Source organism: Brevibacillus nitrificans (assembly GCF_003710965.1).
Lineage (GTDB): Bacteria > Bacillota > Bacilli > Brevibacillales > Brevibacillaceae > Brevibacillus > Brevibacillus centrosporus.
In genome coordinates, this window is sequence record NZ_RHHU01000003.1 from 594,317 (window position 1) to 611,223 (window position 16,907).

Annotated in this window: 16 protein-coding genes; all 16 read left to right on the forward strand. The window is 48.3% G+C overall.

Annotated features, from left to right (window positions below):
- Window positions 1–37 precede the first annotated feature (37 nt).
- The 16 genes from fdhF (at window position 38) to EDM59_RS04880 (ending at window position 16,871) form a co-directional block, all read left to right on the forward strand.
- A complete protein-coding gene (gene fdhF / locus EDM59_RS04805) occupies window positions 38–2,989 on the forward strand; it encodes a formate dehydrogenase subunit alpha (protein WP_122922548.1) in 2,952 nt (983 codons plus the stop codon).
- On the forward strand, window positions 2,989–3,468 hold the full coding sequence (locus EDM59_RS04810; RefSeq protein ID WP_122922549.1) for a helical membrane plugin domain-containing protein: 480 nt from the start codon (window positions 2,989–2,991) through the stop codon (window positions 3,466–3,468). The genes fdhF and EDM59_RS04810 overlap by 1 nt, the downstream gene beginning before the upstream one ends.
- A 44-nt stretch (window positions 3,469–3,512) precedes the next feature.
- A complete protein-coding gene (locus EDM59_RS04815) occupies window positions 3,513–3,935 on the forward strand; it encodes a phosphate-starvation-inducible PsiE family protein (RefSeq protein WP_122922550.1) in 423 nt (140 codons plus the stop codon).
- Window positions 3,932–4,282, forward strand: a complete 351-nt coding sequence (locus tag EDM59_RS04820) for a Na-translocating system protein MpsC family protein (protein ID WP_122922551.1) — start codon at window positions 3,932–3,934, stop codon at window positions 4,280–4,282. Before EDM59_RS04815 ends, EDM59_RS04820 begins: the two co-directional genes overlap by 4 nt.
- A 30-nt stretch (window positions 4,283–4,312) precedes the next feature.
- Window positions 4,313–5,125 (forward strand): formate dehydrogenase accessory sulfurtransferase FdhD, encoded by an 813-nt coding sequence (gene fdhD / locus EDM59_RS04825; protein WP_183192859.1) that lies wholly within the window; start codon window positions 4,313–4,315, stop codon window positions 5,123–5,125.
- Complete coding sequence (gene moaA / locus EDM59_RS04830; protein ID WP_183192798.1) at window positions 5,080–6,129, forward strand: GTP 3',8-cyclase MoaA; 1,050 nt, start codon at window positions 5,080–5,082, stop codon at window positions 6,127–6,129. The genes fdhD and moaA overlap by 46 nt, the downstream gene beginning before the upstream one ends.
- 10 nt (window positions 6,130–6,139) lie before the next feature.
- Window positions 6,140–7,402, forward strand: a complete 1,263-nt coding sequence (locus EDM59_RS04835; RefSeq protein WP_122922554.1) for a molybdopterin molybdotransferase MoeA — start codon at window positions 6,140–6,142, stop codon at window positions 7,400–7,402.
- 66 nt (window positions 7,403–7,468) lie between these two features.
- Window positions 7,469–8,125, forward strand: coding sequence for an HD-GYP domain-containing protein (locus tag EDM59_RS04840; RefSeq protein ID WP_246010898.1), 657 nt, complete (start codon window positions 7,469–7,471; stop codon window positions 8,123–8,125).
- A 155-nt stretch (window positions 8,126–8,280) separates the two neighbouring features.
- On the forward strand, window positions 8,281–9,129 hold the full coding sequence (locus EDM59_RS04845; protein ID WP_122922556.1) for a formate/nitrite transporter family protein: 849 nt from the start codon (window positions 8,281–8,283) through the stop codon (window positions 9,127–9,129).
- Between the two features lie 170 nt (window positions 9,130–9,299).
- Window positions 9,300–9,677 (forward strand): Na-translocating system protein MpsC family protein, encoded by a 378-nt coding sequence (locus EDM59_RS04850; protein ID WP_092276537.1) that lies wholly within the window; start codon window positions 9,300–9,302, stop codon window positions 9,675–9,677.
- Window positions 9,678–9,810: 133 nt separating this feature from the next.
- Entirely contained in the window at window positions 9,811–10,809 is a 999-nt protein-coding gene (locus EDM59_RS04855; RefSeq protein WP_122922557.1) for a Nif3-like dinuclear metal center hexameric protein, read from the forward strand.
- A gap of 34 nt (window positions 10,810–10,843) precedes the next feature.
- Window positions 10,844–11,953 (forward strand): hypothetical protein, encoded by a 1,110-nt coding sequence (locus EDM59_RS04860; protein ID WP_221176034.1) that lies wholly within the window; start codon window positions 10,844–10,846, stop codon window positions 11,951–11,953.
- Window positions 11,954–12,372: 419 nt separating this feature from the next.
- Window positions 12,373–13,569, forward strand: coding sequence for a M20 metallopeptidase family protein (locus EDM59_RS04865; protein ID WP_122922558.1), 1,197 nt, complete (start codon window positions 12,373–12,375; stop codon window positions 13,567–13,569).
- Between the two features lie 38 nt (window positions 13,570–13,607).
- The gene (locus EDM59_RS04870) at window positions 13,608–13,805 is read left to right on the forward strand and encodes a DUF3311 domain-containing protein (RefSeq protein ID WP_122922559.1); all 198 of its coding nucleotides are present in this window, start codon (window positions 13,608–13,610) and stop codon (window positions 13,803–13,805) included.
- Entirely contained in the window at window positions 13,805–15,283 is a 1,479-nt protein-coding gene (locus EDM59_RS04875) for a sodium:solute symporter family protein (protein WP_122922560.1), read from the forward strand. The genes EDM59_RS04870 and EDM59_RS04875 overlap by 1 nt, the downstream gene beginning before the upstream one ends.
- Before the next feature lie 208 nt (window positions 15,284–15,491).
- The gene (locus EDM59_RS04880; RefSeq protein ID WP_122922561.1) at window positions 15,492–16,871 is read left to right on the forward strand and encodes a sigma-54 interaction domain-containing protein; all 1,380 of its coding nucleotides are present in this window, start codon (window positions 15,492–15,494) and stop codon (window positions 16,869–16,871) included.
- The last annotated feature ends 36 nt before the right edge of the window (window positions 16,872–16,907 follow it).

Genomic DNA, 16,907 nt, shown 5'->3' on the forward strand with positions numbered 1-16,907 from the left:
ATGGGCTTTTATTATTTTCTTGGAGGTCTTAGGGAAGATGAAAAAAGTCAGTTTTGCATTAAACGGAGAGAATCATGAAGCCGAAGAAGGTACCCGAATTCTCGACTATCTTCTGCAACGTGATATCGAACATCCACATATCTGTTATTCAGAAGTTCTAGGGCCGATTCAAACATGTGATACTTGCATGTGTGAAATTGACGGGAAAATCATGCGCGCATGCTCGACGACCATTGAAGAAGGCATGAACATCCTTACAGCCTCCGAACTGGCAAAAGGTGCACAGATGGAAGCCATGGACCGCATCCTAGAAAACCATATGCTGTATTGCACCGTCTGCGACAACAACAACGGAAATTGCCGAGTCCACAATACCGCTGAGCTGCTCGAAATCGAACACCAGGAACGTCCGTTCCGAGGAAAAAATTACGAAGTAGATATGTCGCATCCCTTTTATCGCTATGATCCAGACCAATGCATTCTCTGCGGACGCTGCACAGAAGTCTGTCAGGACCTACAGGTAAATGAAACGCTCACCATCGACTGGGAACGCGATATTCCGCGAGTAATCTGGGATGACAATAAATCGATTAACGAATCGTCTTGTGTATCATGTGGTCAATGTGTAACTGTTTGCCCATGTAATGCACTGATGGAGAAAACCATGCTGGGCGAAGCTGGATTTATGTCCGGCATTAAAAAAGATCTGCTTAACCCGATGATCGATCTGATTAAAGAAGTCGAACCCGGTTATAGCGGTATTTTTGCGATTTCTGAAGTGGAAGCAGCCATGCGGGAAACACGAACCAAGAAAACGAAGACCGTTTGTACGTTCTGCGGGGTAGGCTGCTCGTTTGAAGTATGGACCAAAGGCCGTCAGATTCTGAAAGTGGAACCAACGGAAAACTCCCCCGTGAACAGTGTCTCGACATGTGTGAAAGGGAAATTTGGCTGGGATTTTGTCAACAGCGAACAACGCTTGACCACACCATTGATTCGCAAGGGAGATGAATTTGTTCCATCTACGTGGGATGAAGCGCTGACCCTGATTGCCGATCGGATGGGCTCGATCAAGGAAAAATACGGAGGGAGTGCTCTTGGCTTTGTAAGCTCATCCAAAACAACAAATGAAGATGCTTATCTCATGCAAAAGCTGGCACGTCAGGTATTTGAATCAAACAATATTGATAACTGCTCGCGCTATTGCCAATCTCCTGCAACGGACGGATTACTCGCAACTGTAGGGCATGGTGGTGACTCCGGTACGATCAAAGATATCGCAAGTGCGGGTCTCGTCATCATCGTCGGGGCGAATCCGACAGAAGGTCATCCTGTTTTAGCGACCCGCGTCAAACGGGCGAAAAAATTGCATGGTCAAAAGCTGATTGTTTCCGATCTGCGCAAGCACGAAATGGCGGAACGTTCCGATCTGTTCCTACATCCAAAACAAGGGACAGACTTCGTATGGCTGACGGCAGTTGCGAAGTACATGATCGATCAAGGGTGGCATGATGCGGCCTTTATTCAAAATCGGGTGAACCATTTTGACGAATATCGCAAAATGCTGGAAAAATACACGCTCGAATATGCGGCGGAAGTTACCGGGCTGACAAAAGATCAATTGATCGAGACAGCCAAAATGATTCACGAGGCAGATGGAACTTGCATCCTGTGGGGAATGGGTGTTACCCAGAATATCGCGGGTTCTCATACGTCTGCGGCTATTTCCAACCTATTGCTGGTGACAGGTAACTACGGCCGCAACGGAGCAGGGGCTTATCCATTGCGCGGACACAATAACGTGCAAGGGGCTTGCGACATGGGGACACTCCCTACCTGGCTGCCAGGGTATCAGCCTATTACAGATGATGTAGCGAGAGCCAAGTTTGAAAAGGCATATGGCGTAAAAATCTCCAATCAACCAGGATTGACCAACATTGAAATGCTGCAAGCCGTGGAGAAAGGCGAGCTGAAATCCATGTACCTGATGGGGGAAGACATGGCTTGGGTAGATTCCAATGCGAACCACGTGCATGAAACGCTGAGCAAGCTCGACTTCTTTGTCGTACAGGATGTATTCCTGACGAAAACAGCTCAATTTGCTGATGTGGTCTTGCCTGCTTCTCCCTCTTTGGAAAAAGACGGTACCTTTGCGAACACAGAGAGACGTGTCCAGCGTTTGTATCAAGTCATGGAGCCATTGGGTGATTCAAGACCTGACTGGTCCATCATCCAGATGATCGCCCAACGAATGGGGGCAAACTGGAATTATCAACACCCGAGTGAGATCATGGACGAAATTGCCAGCTTGGCACCGCTTTATGGAGGAGTTTCGTACGATCGATTAGAGGGCTGGAACAGCTTGCTCTGGCCGGTACAGAAGGACGGAACTGACGAGCCGCTTCTCTATAAAGAGCGATTCAACTTCCCAGACGGAAAAGCAAGACTTTCGCTCGTTGAATATGTTCCACCGATTGATTTCCCATCTGAATTTGATCTGATCTTGAACAACGGACGATTGCTGGAACACTTCCATGAAGGAAACATGACGAACAAATCCAAGGGTATCCAGTATAAATTGCCGGAAGTATTTGTGGAGGTTCCTCCTGCGCTAGCGAAAGAACGCGGCGTGAAAGACGGTTCATTAGTTCGTCTCGTGTCTCCATACGGAGCGATCAAGCTGCGTGTCGTCGTGACCGATCGGGTAAGCGGCAATGAATTGTATGTACCTATGCACTCGGTTAGCCATGAAAATGCCATCAACCTTTTGACGGGTAGCGTTGGAGATGTTCGCACCCAAACGCCTGCCTACAAACAAACGAAGGTGCGCATGGAGTTCCTGGAGGAAAAAGGAATGACGCCGCTGCCAATGTACAATCCTCGTTATGCGAAGCGAAACCCGCAGATGGGTGTCCAAGTAGAGCGCAAATGGGCGAGAGAGGATTATGAACCCATTGCGGAAGTTAACGTTGTAGGAGGTAAAAAGTAATGGCTAGACCGATCACGAAAGTGGCTGAACCCGTTGTGACTGAAAAAGACAGACAAGATCAAACGGTAGATAGCGTCTTGCAATCACTGGCAAATAATCCAGAAGGTATCCAGGCAACGATCAAATTGCTCCAAGAACTCCACGAAAGTGGAATTCTTGGGGCAGTGAATGCCGCTATCGAAGCAAAGGAAGATATCGCAAAAATTTTAGTGGGACAAATGGTACGCCCTCCTGTCACCAATATCATCAACAATGCAATGGCTGCAGCTGGGGGCCTAACTGAGCTCGATCCTGCGATGACCAAAAAGCTGATGGGTGGTCTTACAGCAGGTCTGAAAAAAGCGGATGAGGCACTTCAATCGGGAGCGAAGATTGGCATTTTTGATTTGATGAAAGTCTTAAGCGATCCTGATATCAATCGGGCGATGGCTTTTGGCATAAACCTGCTGAAAGGAATAGGGGAAGGCTTAAAGGATTGAAGATAGAGGGAGCCATCATGATAAGAAGGAGGCCAGGAGTTTAGATGGGGAAATGGAAAAACGAAGCGTCGATCGTACACTTCTATCAACTGATGCTAAACATATCGCTCATCATTCTAGGGCTAGTCTTGAGCTTTTTCCTGGTCCGAGAACTGTATTTCATCGTAACCGCTGCACTCTTTGGAAATACTAACGTTCATGATATTTTAGAGGAAGTCTTAGCCTTTTTTCTATATTTTGTTTTCGTTTCCATGATTGTCAAATATTTTAACGAAGAATATCATTTTCCCCTACGCTACTTGATCTATATCGGCATTACCGGTACCCTGCGGTTTATCATCGTCAATCGTGACAATGCCATGAATAATTTGATTCTATCGATTGTGATTCTTATTCTGGTCATTAGTTACATTATGTTAGCTCCTCGGAAGTATAAAGTGGGGGAACTAAAGGAGAAAATCGAATGACGAAAAGTCTTGAACATCAATTCAGTATGCTTGTGCGTGAGATCCGAAAAGAAAACGTAGGAAATGGGCCGCGAGAAATCCTCACGCGTTTTTGCGGCCCGTGGGTGATCTGTGAAATGAAAGGGAATCTGACAAATGTAGAAAAGTTTATGATTTCGTCTGAGGATGGGAGACGAATGGTTCACGATGCGCGTACGAAGCTAGTGAAGAACATCTACAACGATCCGATGGTCGTCGCAAAACTAGAGGAAATCATCAACGCAAAGATCTTGAGGATCTTTTCCGATATCAGCCTGGAAGAAGATATTGCCATGACCGTGTATGTGTTAGACAGACCGATTTCTTGATCGGCGTGTGGGAAGGTGGGAACACCCGTGATTCAACCCGTGAAAGTGATGTCACATGTCCTGCATTTTGAAGATGGCACTTTGCAGGATGTAGAAGATTCTATTGTTACAGAAGCACCGATTACGATCATGTTGAACGAGGAAGAGTTCGCGACGATGGTCTGTAGCCCGGAAAACATCGAAGAACTCGTCATTGGGTTTTTGGCTTCTGAAGGGGTCATTCAATCATATACTGATTTATCTGATCTGTTTATTGACGAGACAACCGGCCATGCTCACGTCCGGGCCAATAAAGTGAACAAATACAACCAGAAGTTCCACTCCAAGCGATACGTCACCTCTTGCTGTGGAAAAAGTCGACAAAGTTTTTACTTTTACAACGATGCGCGAACGGTGAAACAGGTAGAAGACAACAACCTTTCGATCTCGAGCGCGGACTGTTTTCGATTTATGAAAGAGATGCAGCAATCTGCCCAGCTTTTTCAGAATACTGGTGGCGTGCATAATGCTGCCTTGTGTGATAAAAACGGAATCGTCCTCTCCCGAATGGATATTGGCCGCCATAATGCTCTCGATAAACTATACGGATATTGCTTGAAGCACGCGGTGGCCGTTGAAGATAAAATCATGGTCTTTAGTGGCCGGATCTCTTCCGAAGTATTGTTGAAGGTAGCCAAAATTGGCTGCAGTATCGTCTTGTCAAAATCAGCTCCAACGGAACTGGCTCTTCGTCTCGCGCATGAACTGGGCATTACTACTGTAGGCTTTATACGCAATCAGTCCTTTAACATATACACATGGCCACAACGAATAAACGTGGAAAAGAGGGGGGAGGTCCAGTGATTCCGAGTGAATTGGTGGACTCGTTTGGTCGCATCCATGACTATCTGCGCATTTCCGTAACGGATCGATGCAACTTGCGGTGTGTGTACTGCATGCCGGAAGATGGGATGGAGTTTGAGCCTGATGAAAAAATCCTGTCCTTTCAAGAAATTACGGAGGTTGTAAGGGTTCTGGCCGAAATGGGCGTCAAAAAAGTTCGGCTGACAGGTGGAGAACCATTGGTCCGCAAAGGAATGGAAGATCTGATTTCTGGCATATCGGCTATACCGGGAATCGAGGATATTGCTTTGACTACCAATGGGATTTTCTTGGCGAGAAAGGCAGCAAAATTAAAAGCTGCTGGATTGAACCGCGTGAATATCAGTCTGGATACTTTGAAAGCGGATCGTTTTTCGTTTATTACCAGAGGTGGGCATGTCGAGCGAGTGCTGGATAGCATCGCTGCATGTCAACAGGAAGGCATTGATCCGATCAAGCTGAATGTCGTTCTGATGAAGGGAATCAATGATGATGAGATTGAGGATTTTCTACGGCTTACGATAGACAGCCAGTTGCAGGTGCGATTTATCGAGTACATGCCGATCGGCCACAACGATATGAGATGGAAACAATCCTATCTGTCATTGTCTACCGTATTGGAACGCTGTCAGCAAATGGGCTGGAAAGTGGAGGAGAGTCATGCTGAGCGTGGAAATGGGCCTGCACAGACTTTCCGGATTAAAGGGAGCAAGGGGAGCTTTGGGCTGATTCATCCAGTGAGCGATCATTTCTGTGAAACTTGTAACCGACTGCGCTTGACAGCAGATGGAAATATTAAGCCCTGCCTATATTGGTCGGATGAGTTTAACGTTCGAAAATGCATTGGCGACGATGAAGCGGTACGCGAGCTTTTTTTCAAAGCGTTACGAATCAAACCAAGGAACCACGAAATGGCCAAGGCTTTAGTCGACGAGAGTCAGTCGCATATACCGACAGTTAGGCGCATGTCTCAAATTGGAGGGTAGTGTTGCCGACATGGACAGAGTGGAAAACGTACATCGATTTCGCCGCCATACGGTTCAAGTAGCTGAAGCGCAGCGGAGAATGGAAGAACATCTCCACGTATTGGGTGTGGAAGAAGTCTCATTGGAGAATGCCTTTGGCCGTACATTGGCAGAGGATATGATAGCGCCAGAGCACATGCCTCATTTTCGCCGTTCCGGGATGGATGGGTTTGCCATCATGTCCAGCTCTACTCGCGGGGCATCCCCTGAATCCCCGGTCCTCTTGGAGGTGATCGACAATATACCGTGCGGAGATGTACCTAAATCCGAAATATCTCCCAAAACGGCTTCTCGAATCATGACAGGAGCGATGGTTCCAGATCATGCGGACGCTGTAATCATGCTGGAAATGACAGAGGACTTTGAAGAGCAGGGTAAAACATACGTTACGATCAAAAAGGAGATTCAACCCGGTAAGAATCTGACTTCGATCGGCCATGAAATGAAAAAAGGCGAATGCGTCCTGCAAAAAGGGACCGTAATCCGAGCGGGTGAGACCGCCCTGTTGGCTACATTCGGTTTTTCCATCGTCAAAGTATACAAGCGGCCAACTATCGCGATTTTTGCTACCGGATCAGAGCTGTTACCTGTGGAAGCTCCACTTTGCCCAGGGAAAATTCGAAATAGCAACTCTTACATGCTGGCGGCGCTTATTCGCGAAGCGGGAGGAATTCCTTTGCTGATGGGATCCATCCCTGACGAAGCGGACAAAGCGCAAGCGCTTATTCTGGAAGCATTTTCTCGTGCCGATTTTGTAATTACATCAGGTGGAGTATCGGTAGGCGACTACGACATTCTCGTCGATATTTTTCAAAACTGGGAAGGGAAGATGCTGTTCAACAAAGTAGCGATGCGACCTGGAAGTCCTACCACTGCAGGGGTTTGGAATGATCAATTTTTATTTGCATTGTCAGGCAATCCGGGAGCATGCTTTGTCGGTTATCAGCTCTTTATCCGTCCGGTTATTCTAGGCATGCAGGGTATGCCAAATAGATACTTGCAGAGCTATACTGCCTTTCTAGGAGAAGATTTTAAAAAGGTAAATGCGTTTCCCCGATATGTTCGCGGAAAATCGTATATTCGCGAAGGCAAGCTATTCGTTGAGCCTGCCGGGATGGATCAGTCAAGTGTGACTGTATCCATTAAAGATTCCGATTGCCTGATCCAGATACCACCTGGAAGTAAGGGTATGCAGCAAGGGGAGCTTGTTTCCGTTCTCATGCTCAAAGGATAACGAAATTTCTTTTCCCCCTTTTATCAAACACCGCAAAGGCAAAATGACATGGCCAGGGAGGCACCATTGCAAAGACTGTTAACGACGATGCTCCATCGTAGCAGTATTCCTACGAATCTCTTGGTGGAAACGATCCACTCGCTCGTGATTTGTGTGAAAGCTCGTGATTCCTATACGTTTCAGCATTCGATCAACGTGGGCTTTTATGCTTGGAAAATCGCCAGCCATATCCAGTTGGACGCGGAAGAATGTGCCCATATGTTTATCGGTGGCCTCCTTCATGATATTGGAAAGATTGGCATACCTGATTCCATCTTAATGAAAGCCGGGAAACTCACAACAGAAGAATTCGACATCATGAAGAAACACCCTGAGATGGGCCATGCAATCATTCATGGGATTACTCCCTTTCAAGAACGAGGAATTGATAAAACAGTTCTGTATCATCACGAACGTATAGATGGGAAGGGTTATCCCGAAGGACTCTCTTCATCTGAGATTCCTTTGGGGGCGAAAATCGTTTCCGTAGCGGATGCTTTCGATGCGATGACATCGGTCAGACCTTATCGACCTGCGTTAGATTATGAGAACGCCGTGGATCAGTTAGTACAGGGAAAAGGAACGCAATTTGACCCGCTTGTTGTCGATCTGTTTTTGGATACTATATCCAGTCAAATAAGGAAAGAGGGTATGGATAATAGCATCTTCTTTCCTACCAGCTAAAGCTTTTGATTACCTCTTCTAAGGGAAATGCCTACTACATCCGCGTTTATAGGATATCCATGAAAGAGGACCGTCTGGGTGAGCCTTGACGGTTTTTCTGATGATTTCCCTTTTGACAGGGAAAACGAAACTATTAATGGCACAGGGGGAACACCATGTCCTATCATTCACCACAGAGAATCGCAGAAATCACAATGGAGACAGGTACACGCAAGGCAAACCTTCCACTTCTAACGATATTGATTCTTGGATTTGTAGCGGGAGCTTTTATTTCATTTGGCTACTTGCTGGACATACGCGTCACCGGCAATTTACCCAAAGAGTGGGGGAGCTTCTCTAGTTTTTTAGGAGCAGCCGTATTTCCGATTGGATTGATGCTGGTTGTGATTGCGGGCGGAGAACTACTTACCGGTAACATGATGTCAGTAACCCTGGCGATGTTTGCGGGGAGAGTTTCATTTGGGCTTCTGCTGAAAAATTGGTTTTGGGTCACGGTCAGTAATTTAGCTGGAGCCGTATTCGTTGCCTATTTTTTCGGTCATGTCGCGGGGTTAATCACGAAAGAACCATTCTTGACCAAGACGTTGGCACTGGCTGATGGCAAGCTGCACGAGAGCTTTGTACAAGCGTTTTGGTCGGGGATTGGCTGCAACTGGCTGGTTGCATTAGGTGTTTGGCTGTCCTATGCAGCAGAGGATGTCGGCGGGAAAATCCTTGGTATCTGGTTTCCGATCATGGCTTTTGTGGCCATTGGGTTTCAGCACGTAGTCGCCAACATGTTCATCATCCCAGCAGCCATCTTCGCAGGACATGCCACGTGGGGAGACTGGTTCAGCAATTTTGTCCCCGTTTTCTTAGGAAATGCTGTCGGTGGGGGGATATTTGTAGCCTTCCTTTACTACATCGCCTACATAAAAGGAACGGAACAAAGCAAACTCCGAGCCAGCGCTGCCCGAAAGGAAACAACAAAATTGATCATGCATCGACAGCTCAAAAACAAGTGATTCTGTGTGATCCTTACACCCACCCGGCACCTTGCAGCCAGGTGGGTTTCCTTTGTCATCCACCCGTTAATTCAGAATATTATTTCTTGTCATAATATTGACAAGTTTCCGGCTGTCCATTATAGTTATGAATAACTTTTTGAAACTAGCAGCATACGGGGTGCGGTCAAATGAATCCGCTTGTACTCAGTGCAGGACAGTTAAAGCAAGAATTGACCAAGGTCTACAACGAAGTGAATTTGCAGCTGTTTCAAATCGGGGTCAAACGGCTTCGCGTCGATTTTGTCGGGGATCGGATCTTATTCATGACGTACCATCGACGAGTCCCAGCTATTCGCTCGGTCGATGAGAAAAATCGGGAACTCACACGAATGATGGATATTCTCCTGATCGACGAATTCAAAGCGCTGCTGAAAGGACGCCTAGAAACAAAATACGAAATCAAGGTGGTCTCCATTCTCAAGGATTACGACCCGGAAACCGAGCTCTCGGCAACCGTAGTCGTGCTCGAGCAGAATGTGGAGATGTACCTCCAAAAGCAAAGCTGACTGGTAGAATGATCTCAGGAATGAGTGCAGGACGGCCGTCAGTACGCAAATGAACAGGGGTTTCGGGGTTATTCCCTATCCTGTTTGTTTGGTACTGGCGGCTATTTTTATTTCATAGAGGGAGGATACCAAAATGACAACCATTTCGGATGTAGTTCTCGCACTAGACAAACTTTCAGGGGGGAGGGTAAACGACTCCAATCCGATGCATTCCTTTTCTATTTGGAAGGATTCCGGGATTCGGGGGAAAAAGGTGCTAGAGAAGCCTGGCCTCGTTTGGGGCGACTCAAAGCGCCAAGTGAAGAAACTGGCTGTTGCGATGACGCTTTCTGAGCACGACATTGAGCTTGCGGCTGCCACCGGTGTAGATGCCATTGTGGCACACCACCCGATCGCAGATGCAGCCAGTTCGGGCGGAGTGACGCTAAAAAACTACCTGGGTCTCTCTGGGCTTGCGGTGCTGGAGCTGCATGAAGCTTTTCACGGACTTCACCCGGGCATAGCCTTTTTGCACGGCCATCAGGTGAGGTATGCCGACATTCATTACGGCGGTGTAGAAGGAAATGTTTTGTTTGTTGGTACGGTATTGCCTGAGATTAAAGAGATGGGCCATATCCTTGATCGCCTTCACTCGTTTATGGGCTTGGAGGAGGAAGGAGAGCTGCTGAAAATGGAGCGCGAGATTCGGGGGAGCTCGTCGGCGATGGAGGCCACACTTGTCACGCAAGGGCGCATCGTTCTGGGCAGCCGAGAGAGTCCTGTCAAACACGTGCTGCACATCTTCCCACACACAGGGTTTTCGCCAGCTCATTTGCGTCAGGCAAAAGAGCAGTTCCCTGAGATTGACACCGTGCTTGCTTCCATTAGCCGAGTAAGGAGCGACAGTGAACTGGTTCAAGAGGCGAAGCGTTTAGGACTTCAGTTTGTCATCGGAAACTGCCATGTACTGGAAATTTTGGAAAACGGTCTTCCTCTTGCGTATGCGCTCGAGAAGCTCCTTCCCGACGTGGAGGTGGTGGTGTTCCGAGAGCGGGTGACATCCATTCCGCTAAGAGAAATGGGAAGCAAGCGAATCCGGGAATATGCAGAGCGGATGGCCGACAACTATCTGGTCAAAAAAGTGAACGTGTAGGAATCGAGCGAGCAGAAAAAGGGGGAAGAGGAATATGGCAAAACCACAGGAGCAGCTGGATAGTGTTTATACACTGCAGCAGGCAGCACAGAAAAGAGCATGGAGCCCGATCGAATGGGTAGGACTGGGATTGGTAGTAGCCGTCACGGTGCTCTTAATCTTTCAACCGAGTATACTTGGTGATGCGTTTACCGCGATGTTAAACAAAGTGAAGCCGATCGTAGTCGACGTGTTTTTGATGGGGACGGTTGGGGTGGCGATCATCCTCAGTGTAATGACGGGGCGAATGCTAGAGCGCTTAGGCTTTACCGATGCCTTGATGCGAATTTTTGTGCCTATAACGGAGCGGATCCGCGTAAACCCGTCCGTCGTGATTCCGGGTATCTATAATATTCTCGGGGATATCAACGCGGCTGGTCGGATAGGCGGTCCCATCTTGAAGCGAGCAGGCGCAACCAAAGATGAACAAAAGATCGCCATCGCCACTATGGTGCAGTCTCAGCAGTCGTTTTCCTGTTTTATGCTCGGTCTCATCTGTTTGTCCATAGCTGGGATCGAGGCATTTCCCGTCGTGTTTCTTGCCATTTTCGCCCCGCTTGTTGTCGTACCTTTTGTGCTTAGCAAGACGATCTACCGGGATACGAAGTCAGTGCCGCTGCGTGATCTTCCCTCGTTCACTCCAAGTACCCCCTTTTTCACCACTCTTTTCAATGGGGCAAAGGAGGGGGCAGAGCTGCTGTTTCTTCTGGTCATTCCTGCAGCTGCCGTAATCTTTGGGATCATCGGTCTGCTAGATTATGCAGGGGCGTGGAAATGGATTGAAGGTGCGCTTTCATCAGGGCTCAGCTTGATCGGGGTAGATCCGAAGACGGGGATTACGGCAATCTTGGCTTCTCCGACACTCGCCATGGCTCAGCTAAAGGAAGTTGCTGCAACAATGGACCCAAGATTGGTGGTAGGAGCCTTCGTGCTGGCGGCCTCTGGTCTTCCCCTCTCCGACGTGTTCGGGCAGATCCCTGCGATTTGGTCTGCCAACTCTGATCTATCACCCCGTGAGGCTTTGTCTGCTGCTTTGGTAGGGATGGGGATGCGTATTGTGACCGTAATGATCTTTGCGTTTGGATTGACGCCGCTGCTGGTTTAATTAGAGCTTGGTAGGGAGCTGGCAGGCGAATCAATGGTGGTAGATATGTCACGTCCTCATTTCTAAGAGATCATGCTGGCGAATTTGTAAGGAGTTGCCTTTGGGCAGCTCCTTTTTCGTTTATCGAGGATGGTCTGTAGAAAATCCACCTGCATTCGGGATGCGAAAAGCAGAGTAAGAAGTAAAAAAAATTTTACGAAATGGGGATAAAAATTTCCCCCTCTGGCTAGTGAAGTCGGTTGATCGGCACGGATGGATAAAGACTGGCTGGCTATTTTAACGATGGCACGAGAATTGCTTTTGAAAAGCTTGATGATTCACACAATGCGCTTTTTAAGGGGGATGCTTGCTAGGAAGGAAATACGAGCAGCTGCGATCGCCACTAAAGAGGCAAACAGACTGGAGAGGAGACATTTCAATTGATAGCAAACCTGCATCAGAAATTGGAGGATAGCTATGAACAAATGGTGGAGTGGAGACGGCACTTTCACCAGTTCCCGGAGCTTTCCTTTCAGGAAGTGGAAACGCCACATAAAATCAGTGAGATTTTAACGAGCTTCGGAATCGAGGTGCAAACAGGTGTCGGCGGAAGGGGTGTCGTGGGGACGATCCGTGGCGGGAAACCTGGTAAGACGGTAGCGCTGCGAGCCGATTTTGATGCGCTTCCGCTTGAGGATGAAAAAGAGGTTCCTTATAAATCCAAGGTGCCGGGAGTCATGCACGCCTGCGGACATGATGGGCACACAGCCACGCTGCTGGCGGTAGCCAAGGTGCTCAGCGAGATGCGAGCGGAGATCTGCGGAAACATCGTTCTCATTCACCAGCATGCGGAAGAGTATTATCCGGGTGGTGCCATTCAGATGATTGAGGATGGCTGTCTGGAAGGGGTGGATGCGATATTCGGGACCCATTTGATGACTACCTTGCCGCTCGGAGTGGTCGGATCGAGAACAGGTGCTTTATCGGCATCCGTCGATGGATTTGAAGTGACGATCCAAGGAAAGGGAGGCCATGGTTCGGCTCCCCATGATACGGTAGACGCGCTTATCGTGGCGACACAAATCATTAACCAGCTGCAGCTGGTCGTCAGTCGCAGGGTCGATCCGCTTCAGCCGGCAGTCTTGACGATTGGCGCCTTCCATGCTGGGGAAGCGTCGAATGTTATTGCAGACAAAGCAGTTTTCAAGGGTACGGTGAGAACGTTTTCGCCAGAAGTAAGGGAGCAGATGGAAAGAGAAATCAGATTCATCGTCGAAGGAGGCTGCGCAGTGCTTCATGCTACCGCAGATATCCAGTATATCCACAGCTATCCCTCGATCATCAATCACGGGCAGGAGACCGAGCTTTTTAGACAAGTGGCGGGAAAGGTGCTAGGGCATGATCAGGTCATAGAAGCACCACTTCTCACGGGATCGGAGGATTTTTCCTATTATCTTCAGCACGTTCCAGGAATGTTCTTCTTTACGGGAGCAGCCATGTCCGATCCACTGGCCAATTTCCCGCATCATCACCCTCGCTTTGATTTTGATGAGCGTGCGATGCTGATCGCCGGAAAAACGCTTTTGAGTCTCGTCTACCATTATCTACAGGAAGAGGAGCAAATCTTGGCGGACTAATTCGCCAGGATTTGCAAATCAGGGAGGGAACCATCTTTATGAAACCGCTTTATTTGCTGGCAATCATACCGGTCATCGCGATTTTTGGCGGCGTTTTCTGGGCGAATACCGTGACCCCCTATGTATTGGGCATGCCTTTTTTCTTCTTTTGGAACTTTGCTTGGTTTCTACTGACATCTTTTGTGGTGTACATCATTTACCGATTTGACCCTGTGAATCGAGGGAGTGAAGATTGATGAACGTAACGACGATTATTATTTTTTGCTTTCTGGTTTTGTCCCTCTACCTGGGAATTCGCGCGAGACAAGGAAAGGATATGAGCCTGGAGGAGTGGACCGTGGGAGGGCGTGGGTTTGGGCCGATCGTCATGCTGGTGCTGCTAGCGGGTGAAATCTATTCAACCTCAACCTTCCTGGGGACCAGTGGATGGGCATATGGGATCGGTGGTCCGGCCTTGTACGGGATCGCTTTTGCCGCTCTGGGCTACATGTCGTCTTACTGGATTTACCCCGCTTTGTGGAAATACGGAAACAAACACAAGCTGGTATCTCAGGCTGACTATTTTGTGAGTAAATATAAAAGTCCCGTTTTGGGAGTGCTCGTATCCATTGTAGGCGTTTTGGCGCTCGTTCCATTTTTGGTCCTGCAATTGAAAGGCTTGGGGATTATCGTTTCCACGACTTCCTACGGTTCCATTTCACCGAGTATGGCCATTTGGATCGGGGCTGCGGCCGTAACAGTTTACGTCATGATTTCCGGCATTCACGGCTCGGTATGGACGGCAGTTCTAAAGGACATCATGATTGCTCTTGTCGCGTTGTTCTTAGGTATTTATATGCCCCTCCATTACTTTGGCGGAATCCAGCCGATGTTTGAGGCAGTAGACGCTGTGAAACCTGGATTTCTAACCCTGCCCGACAAAGGGATGAGCGTGTCCTGGTTTATTTCCACCGTACTTTTGACGGCGCTCGGATTTCATATGTGGCCCCAAACGTTCGGTTCGGTATATACCGCCAAGAGCGCAAAGGTTTTCCGCAAGAACGCCTGGATGCTTCCCTTGTATGGAGCGTTATCCACCGGGGCGATGTTTGTGGGTTACACGGCGATCGTGCAAGTACCGGGGTTGAAAGGATCGGAAATGGATCTTGCCTTACTGAAGCTGTCCATGCAAACGTTTGATCCTTGGTTCGTAGGGATCATCGGAGCTGCCGGACTGCTCACGGCTCTCGTCCCTGGATCCATGATTTTGATGAGCGCTTCAACACTGCTGGCGAAAAATGTGTACAGGCATTTCTCGCCAGCTGCCTCGGATCACCAAGTCATGAAGATCGCCAGAATCATGGTACCTGTTCTTGCCCTTGTAGCCGTCTATTTCGCGTTAACAGGCGGAAATACGATTGTTGCCTTGCTCTTGATGGGGTACAGCTTTGTCACACAGCTCTTTCCTTCTTTTATAATCAGCTTGTGGAAAGGGAATTTCGTGACCAGGCAAGGAGCGATTGCCGGTATTCTCGCAGGACTTTCCACCGTCGCTTACACATCCTTGACGAATGCAACCATAGGCAGCCTGTTCCCACAATTGCCGCAAGTCATACAAGACTTGAACATTGGTCTCGTCGCTCTGCTGATCAATGTGGTCGTCATGCTGGTTGTCAGTGTCGTCACCAAAACGGCACCTGAGATCGGGGAGGAGAATTTGGAAGTGGCTTCATGAAGAGAAGGGTGTAGGAAATCGGTACCGCGATGCAAAATAAGGAAGGCAGGCCAAGCAGGGGGCCTGTCTCTTTTCCATTTCGAATAAATGCCGCAAAAATTTTAGCGTAAATGAATTGGTATTCGGTTCTTGTGCAATCTGGCACCTCGTTCTGTGGTAAGGTAAACAAAGAGTAGACAGACCTCATTTGGAGTAAGAAGGTGACAGGTTGCATTTCGATGGGAAGCAGTTTCGAAATTTGGTTGACTTTGACAACTTGCTGGTAGTGGATGAAAAAGGAACGATCATTTTTTACGATTTGGCAGATTTATCGACGCTCCAGGAGCTTGGGTTCAGACCGGAAGAATTCCTCGGGAAGAACATCACGACCTTATACAATAACTTGAACAAGCAAAACAGCACGCTCATGCAGGTCCTCCAAACAGGCGAATCCTTATGTAACGTAAAACAAGAGCTGGCATCCAAAAAAGGGAACACCGTCTGGTCCATCAATTCCTCCTATCCCATTATGGAAAATGGAAAAATCGTCGGAGCCATCGAATTTTCCAAACATTATTACAGCAAGGATAGCATGCATTCGCTGGACAAATACGCAAGTCATAAATTGTATCGGAAAAACAACACGATTTACACAATGGATGACATCATTACGGTGAACCCACAGATGGAGGCAATCAAAGTCAAGATCCAGAAAATCGCCAAAACCGGTTCGACTGTGCTGATTTACGGCAAAACAGGTACGGGCAAGGAAGTGGTCGCCCAATCGATCCATAACTTGAGCAACCGATACGGCAAGCCGTTCATCTCGCTAAATTGCGGGGCGATTCCTGCCAATTTGCTGGAGGGTACGCTGTTTGGCACGACGAAAGGCAGCTTTACCGATTCACAAGACATGCCAGGGTTGTTTGAGCTGGCGGATGGCGGCACGTTGTTTCTCGACGAGATCAACTCACTCGACGTTAACCTGCAAGTCAAACTATTGAAGGCGATCGAAGAAAAGGCAGTCAGGAGAGTCGGGGGAAAGAAGAACATCCATCTCGACATCCGGGTCATCTCCGCCACCAACGAAGATCCTGAGCGCTTGCTGGCCGATAAGCGACTAAGAGAGGATTTGTATTACCGACTGGGAGTGGTACAGATCGACTTGCCCACGCTGGCAGAAAGAAAAGAAGACATCGCTCTGCTGCTATCTCACTATGTCCGTTTTTACAACAACAACATGAACATGACGATAGAAGGCTTCGAGCCGGATGCGTGGGAGTGCTTTCTGAGATACGACTGGCCCGGAAACATTCGCGAGCTAAAAAACGCGGTGGAAACGGCCTACAACCAGGCTGTCACAGATCGCATCACTATCGAAGACATTCCAAGGCGTATCCGCAGAGTGGCAGAGTCCCACAAGCTGGTTCCCGTACAGGAAATGCCTAACCCGGAGCTTTCCTTGAAGGAAGCGGTGGATGAGTACGAGAAATCGCTGATCGAGAGAGAGTGGCGGACGAGCACGGGGAAAATCGCGGAAACAGCTAGGAGACTCGGGATTTCCAAGCAGCTGTTGAAATACAAATTGGACAAGTACCGCTTGCGGTAAGAATTGCATCAGAAGAGAAAGAAGCCGCTACAGAGC

Bases quoted from the DNA above. Each gene is read 5' to 3' on its own strand.
- EDM59_RS04860 (WP_221176034.1), top strand. From the start codon at position 10,844: ATGGCAAAACCACAGGAGCAGCTGGATAGTGTTTATACACTGCAGCAG.
- EDM59_RS04810 (WP_122922549.1), top strand. From the start codon at position 2,989: ATGGCTAGACCGATCACGAAAGTGGCTGAACCCGTTGTGACTGAAAAA.
- EDM59_RS04870 (WP_122922559.1), top strand. From the start codon at position 13,608: ATGAAACCGCTTTATTTGCTGGCAATCATACCGGTCATCGCGATTTTT.
- EDM59_RS04855 (WP_122922557.1), top strand. From the start codon at position 9,811: ATGACAACCATTTCGGATGTAGTTCTCGCACTAGACAAACTTTCAGGG.
- EDM59_RS04850 (WP_092276537.1), top strand. From the start codon at position 9,300: ATGAATCCGCTTGTACTCAGTGCAGGACAGTTAAAGCAAGAATTGACC.
- EDM59_RS04875 (WP_122922560.1), top strand. From the start codon at position 13,805: ATGAACGTAACGACGATTATTATTTTTTGCTTTCTGGTTTTGTCCCTC.
- EDM59_RS04820 (WP_122922551.1), top strand. From the start codon at position 3,932: ATGACGAAAAGTCTTGAACATCAATTCAGTATGCTTGTGCGTGAGATC.
- EDM59_RS04835 (WP_122922554.1), top strand. From the start codon at position 6,140: ATGGACAGAGTGGAAAACGTACATCGATTTCGCCGCCATACGGTTCAA.
- EDM59_RS04815 (WP_122922550.1), top strand. From the start codon at position 3,513: ATGGGGAAATGGAAAAACGAAGCGTCGATCGTACACTTCTATCAACTG.
- EDM59_RS04845 (WP_122922556.1), top strand. From the start codon at position 8,281: ATGTCCTATCATTCACCACAGAGAATCGCAGAAATCACAATGGAGACA.
- moaA (WP_183192798.1), top strand. From the start codon at position 5,080: ATGGCCACAACGAATAAACGTGGAAAAGAGGGGGGAGGTCCAGTGATT.
- fdhF (WP_122922548.1), top strand. From the start codon at position 38: ATGAAAAAAGTCAGTTTTGCATTAAACGGAGAGAATCATGAAGCCGAA.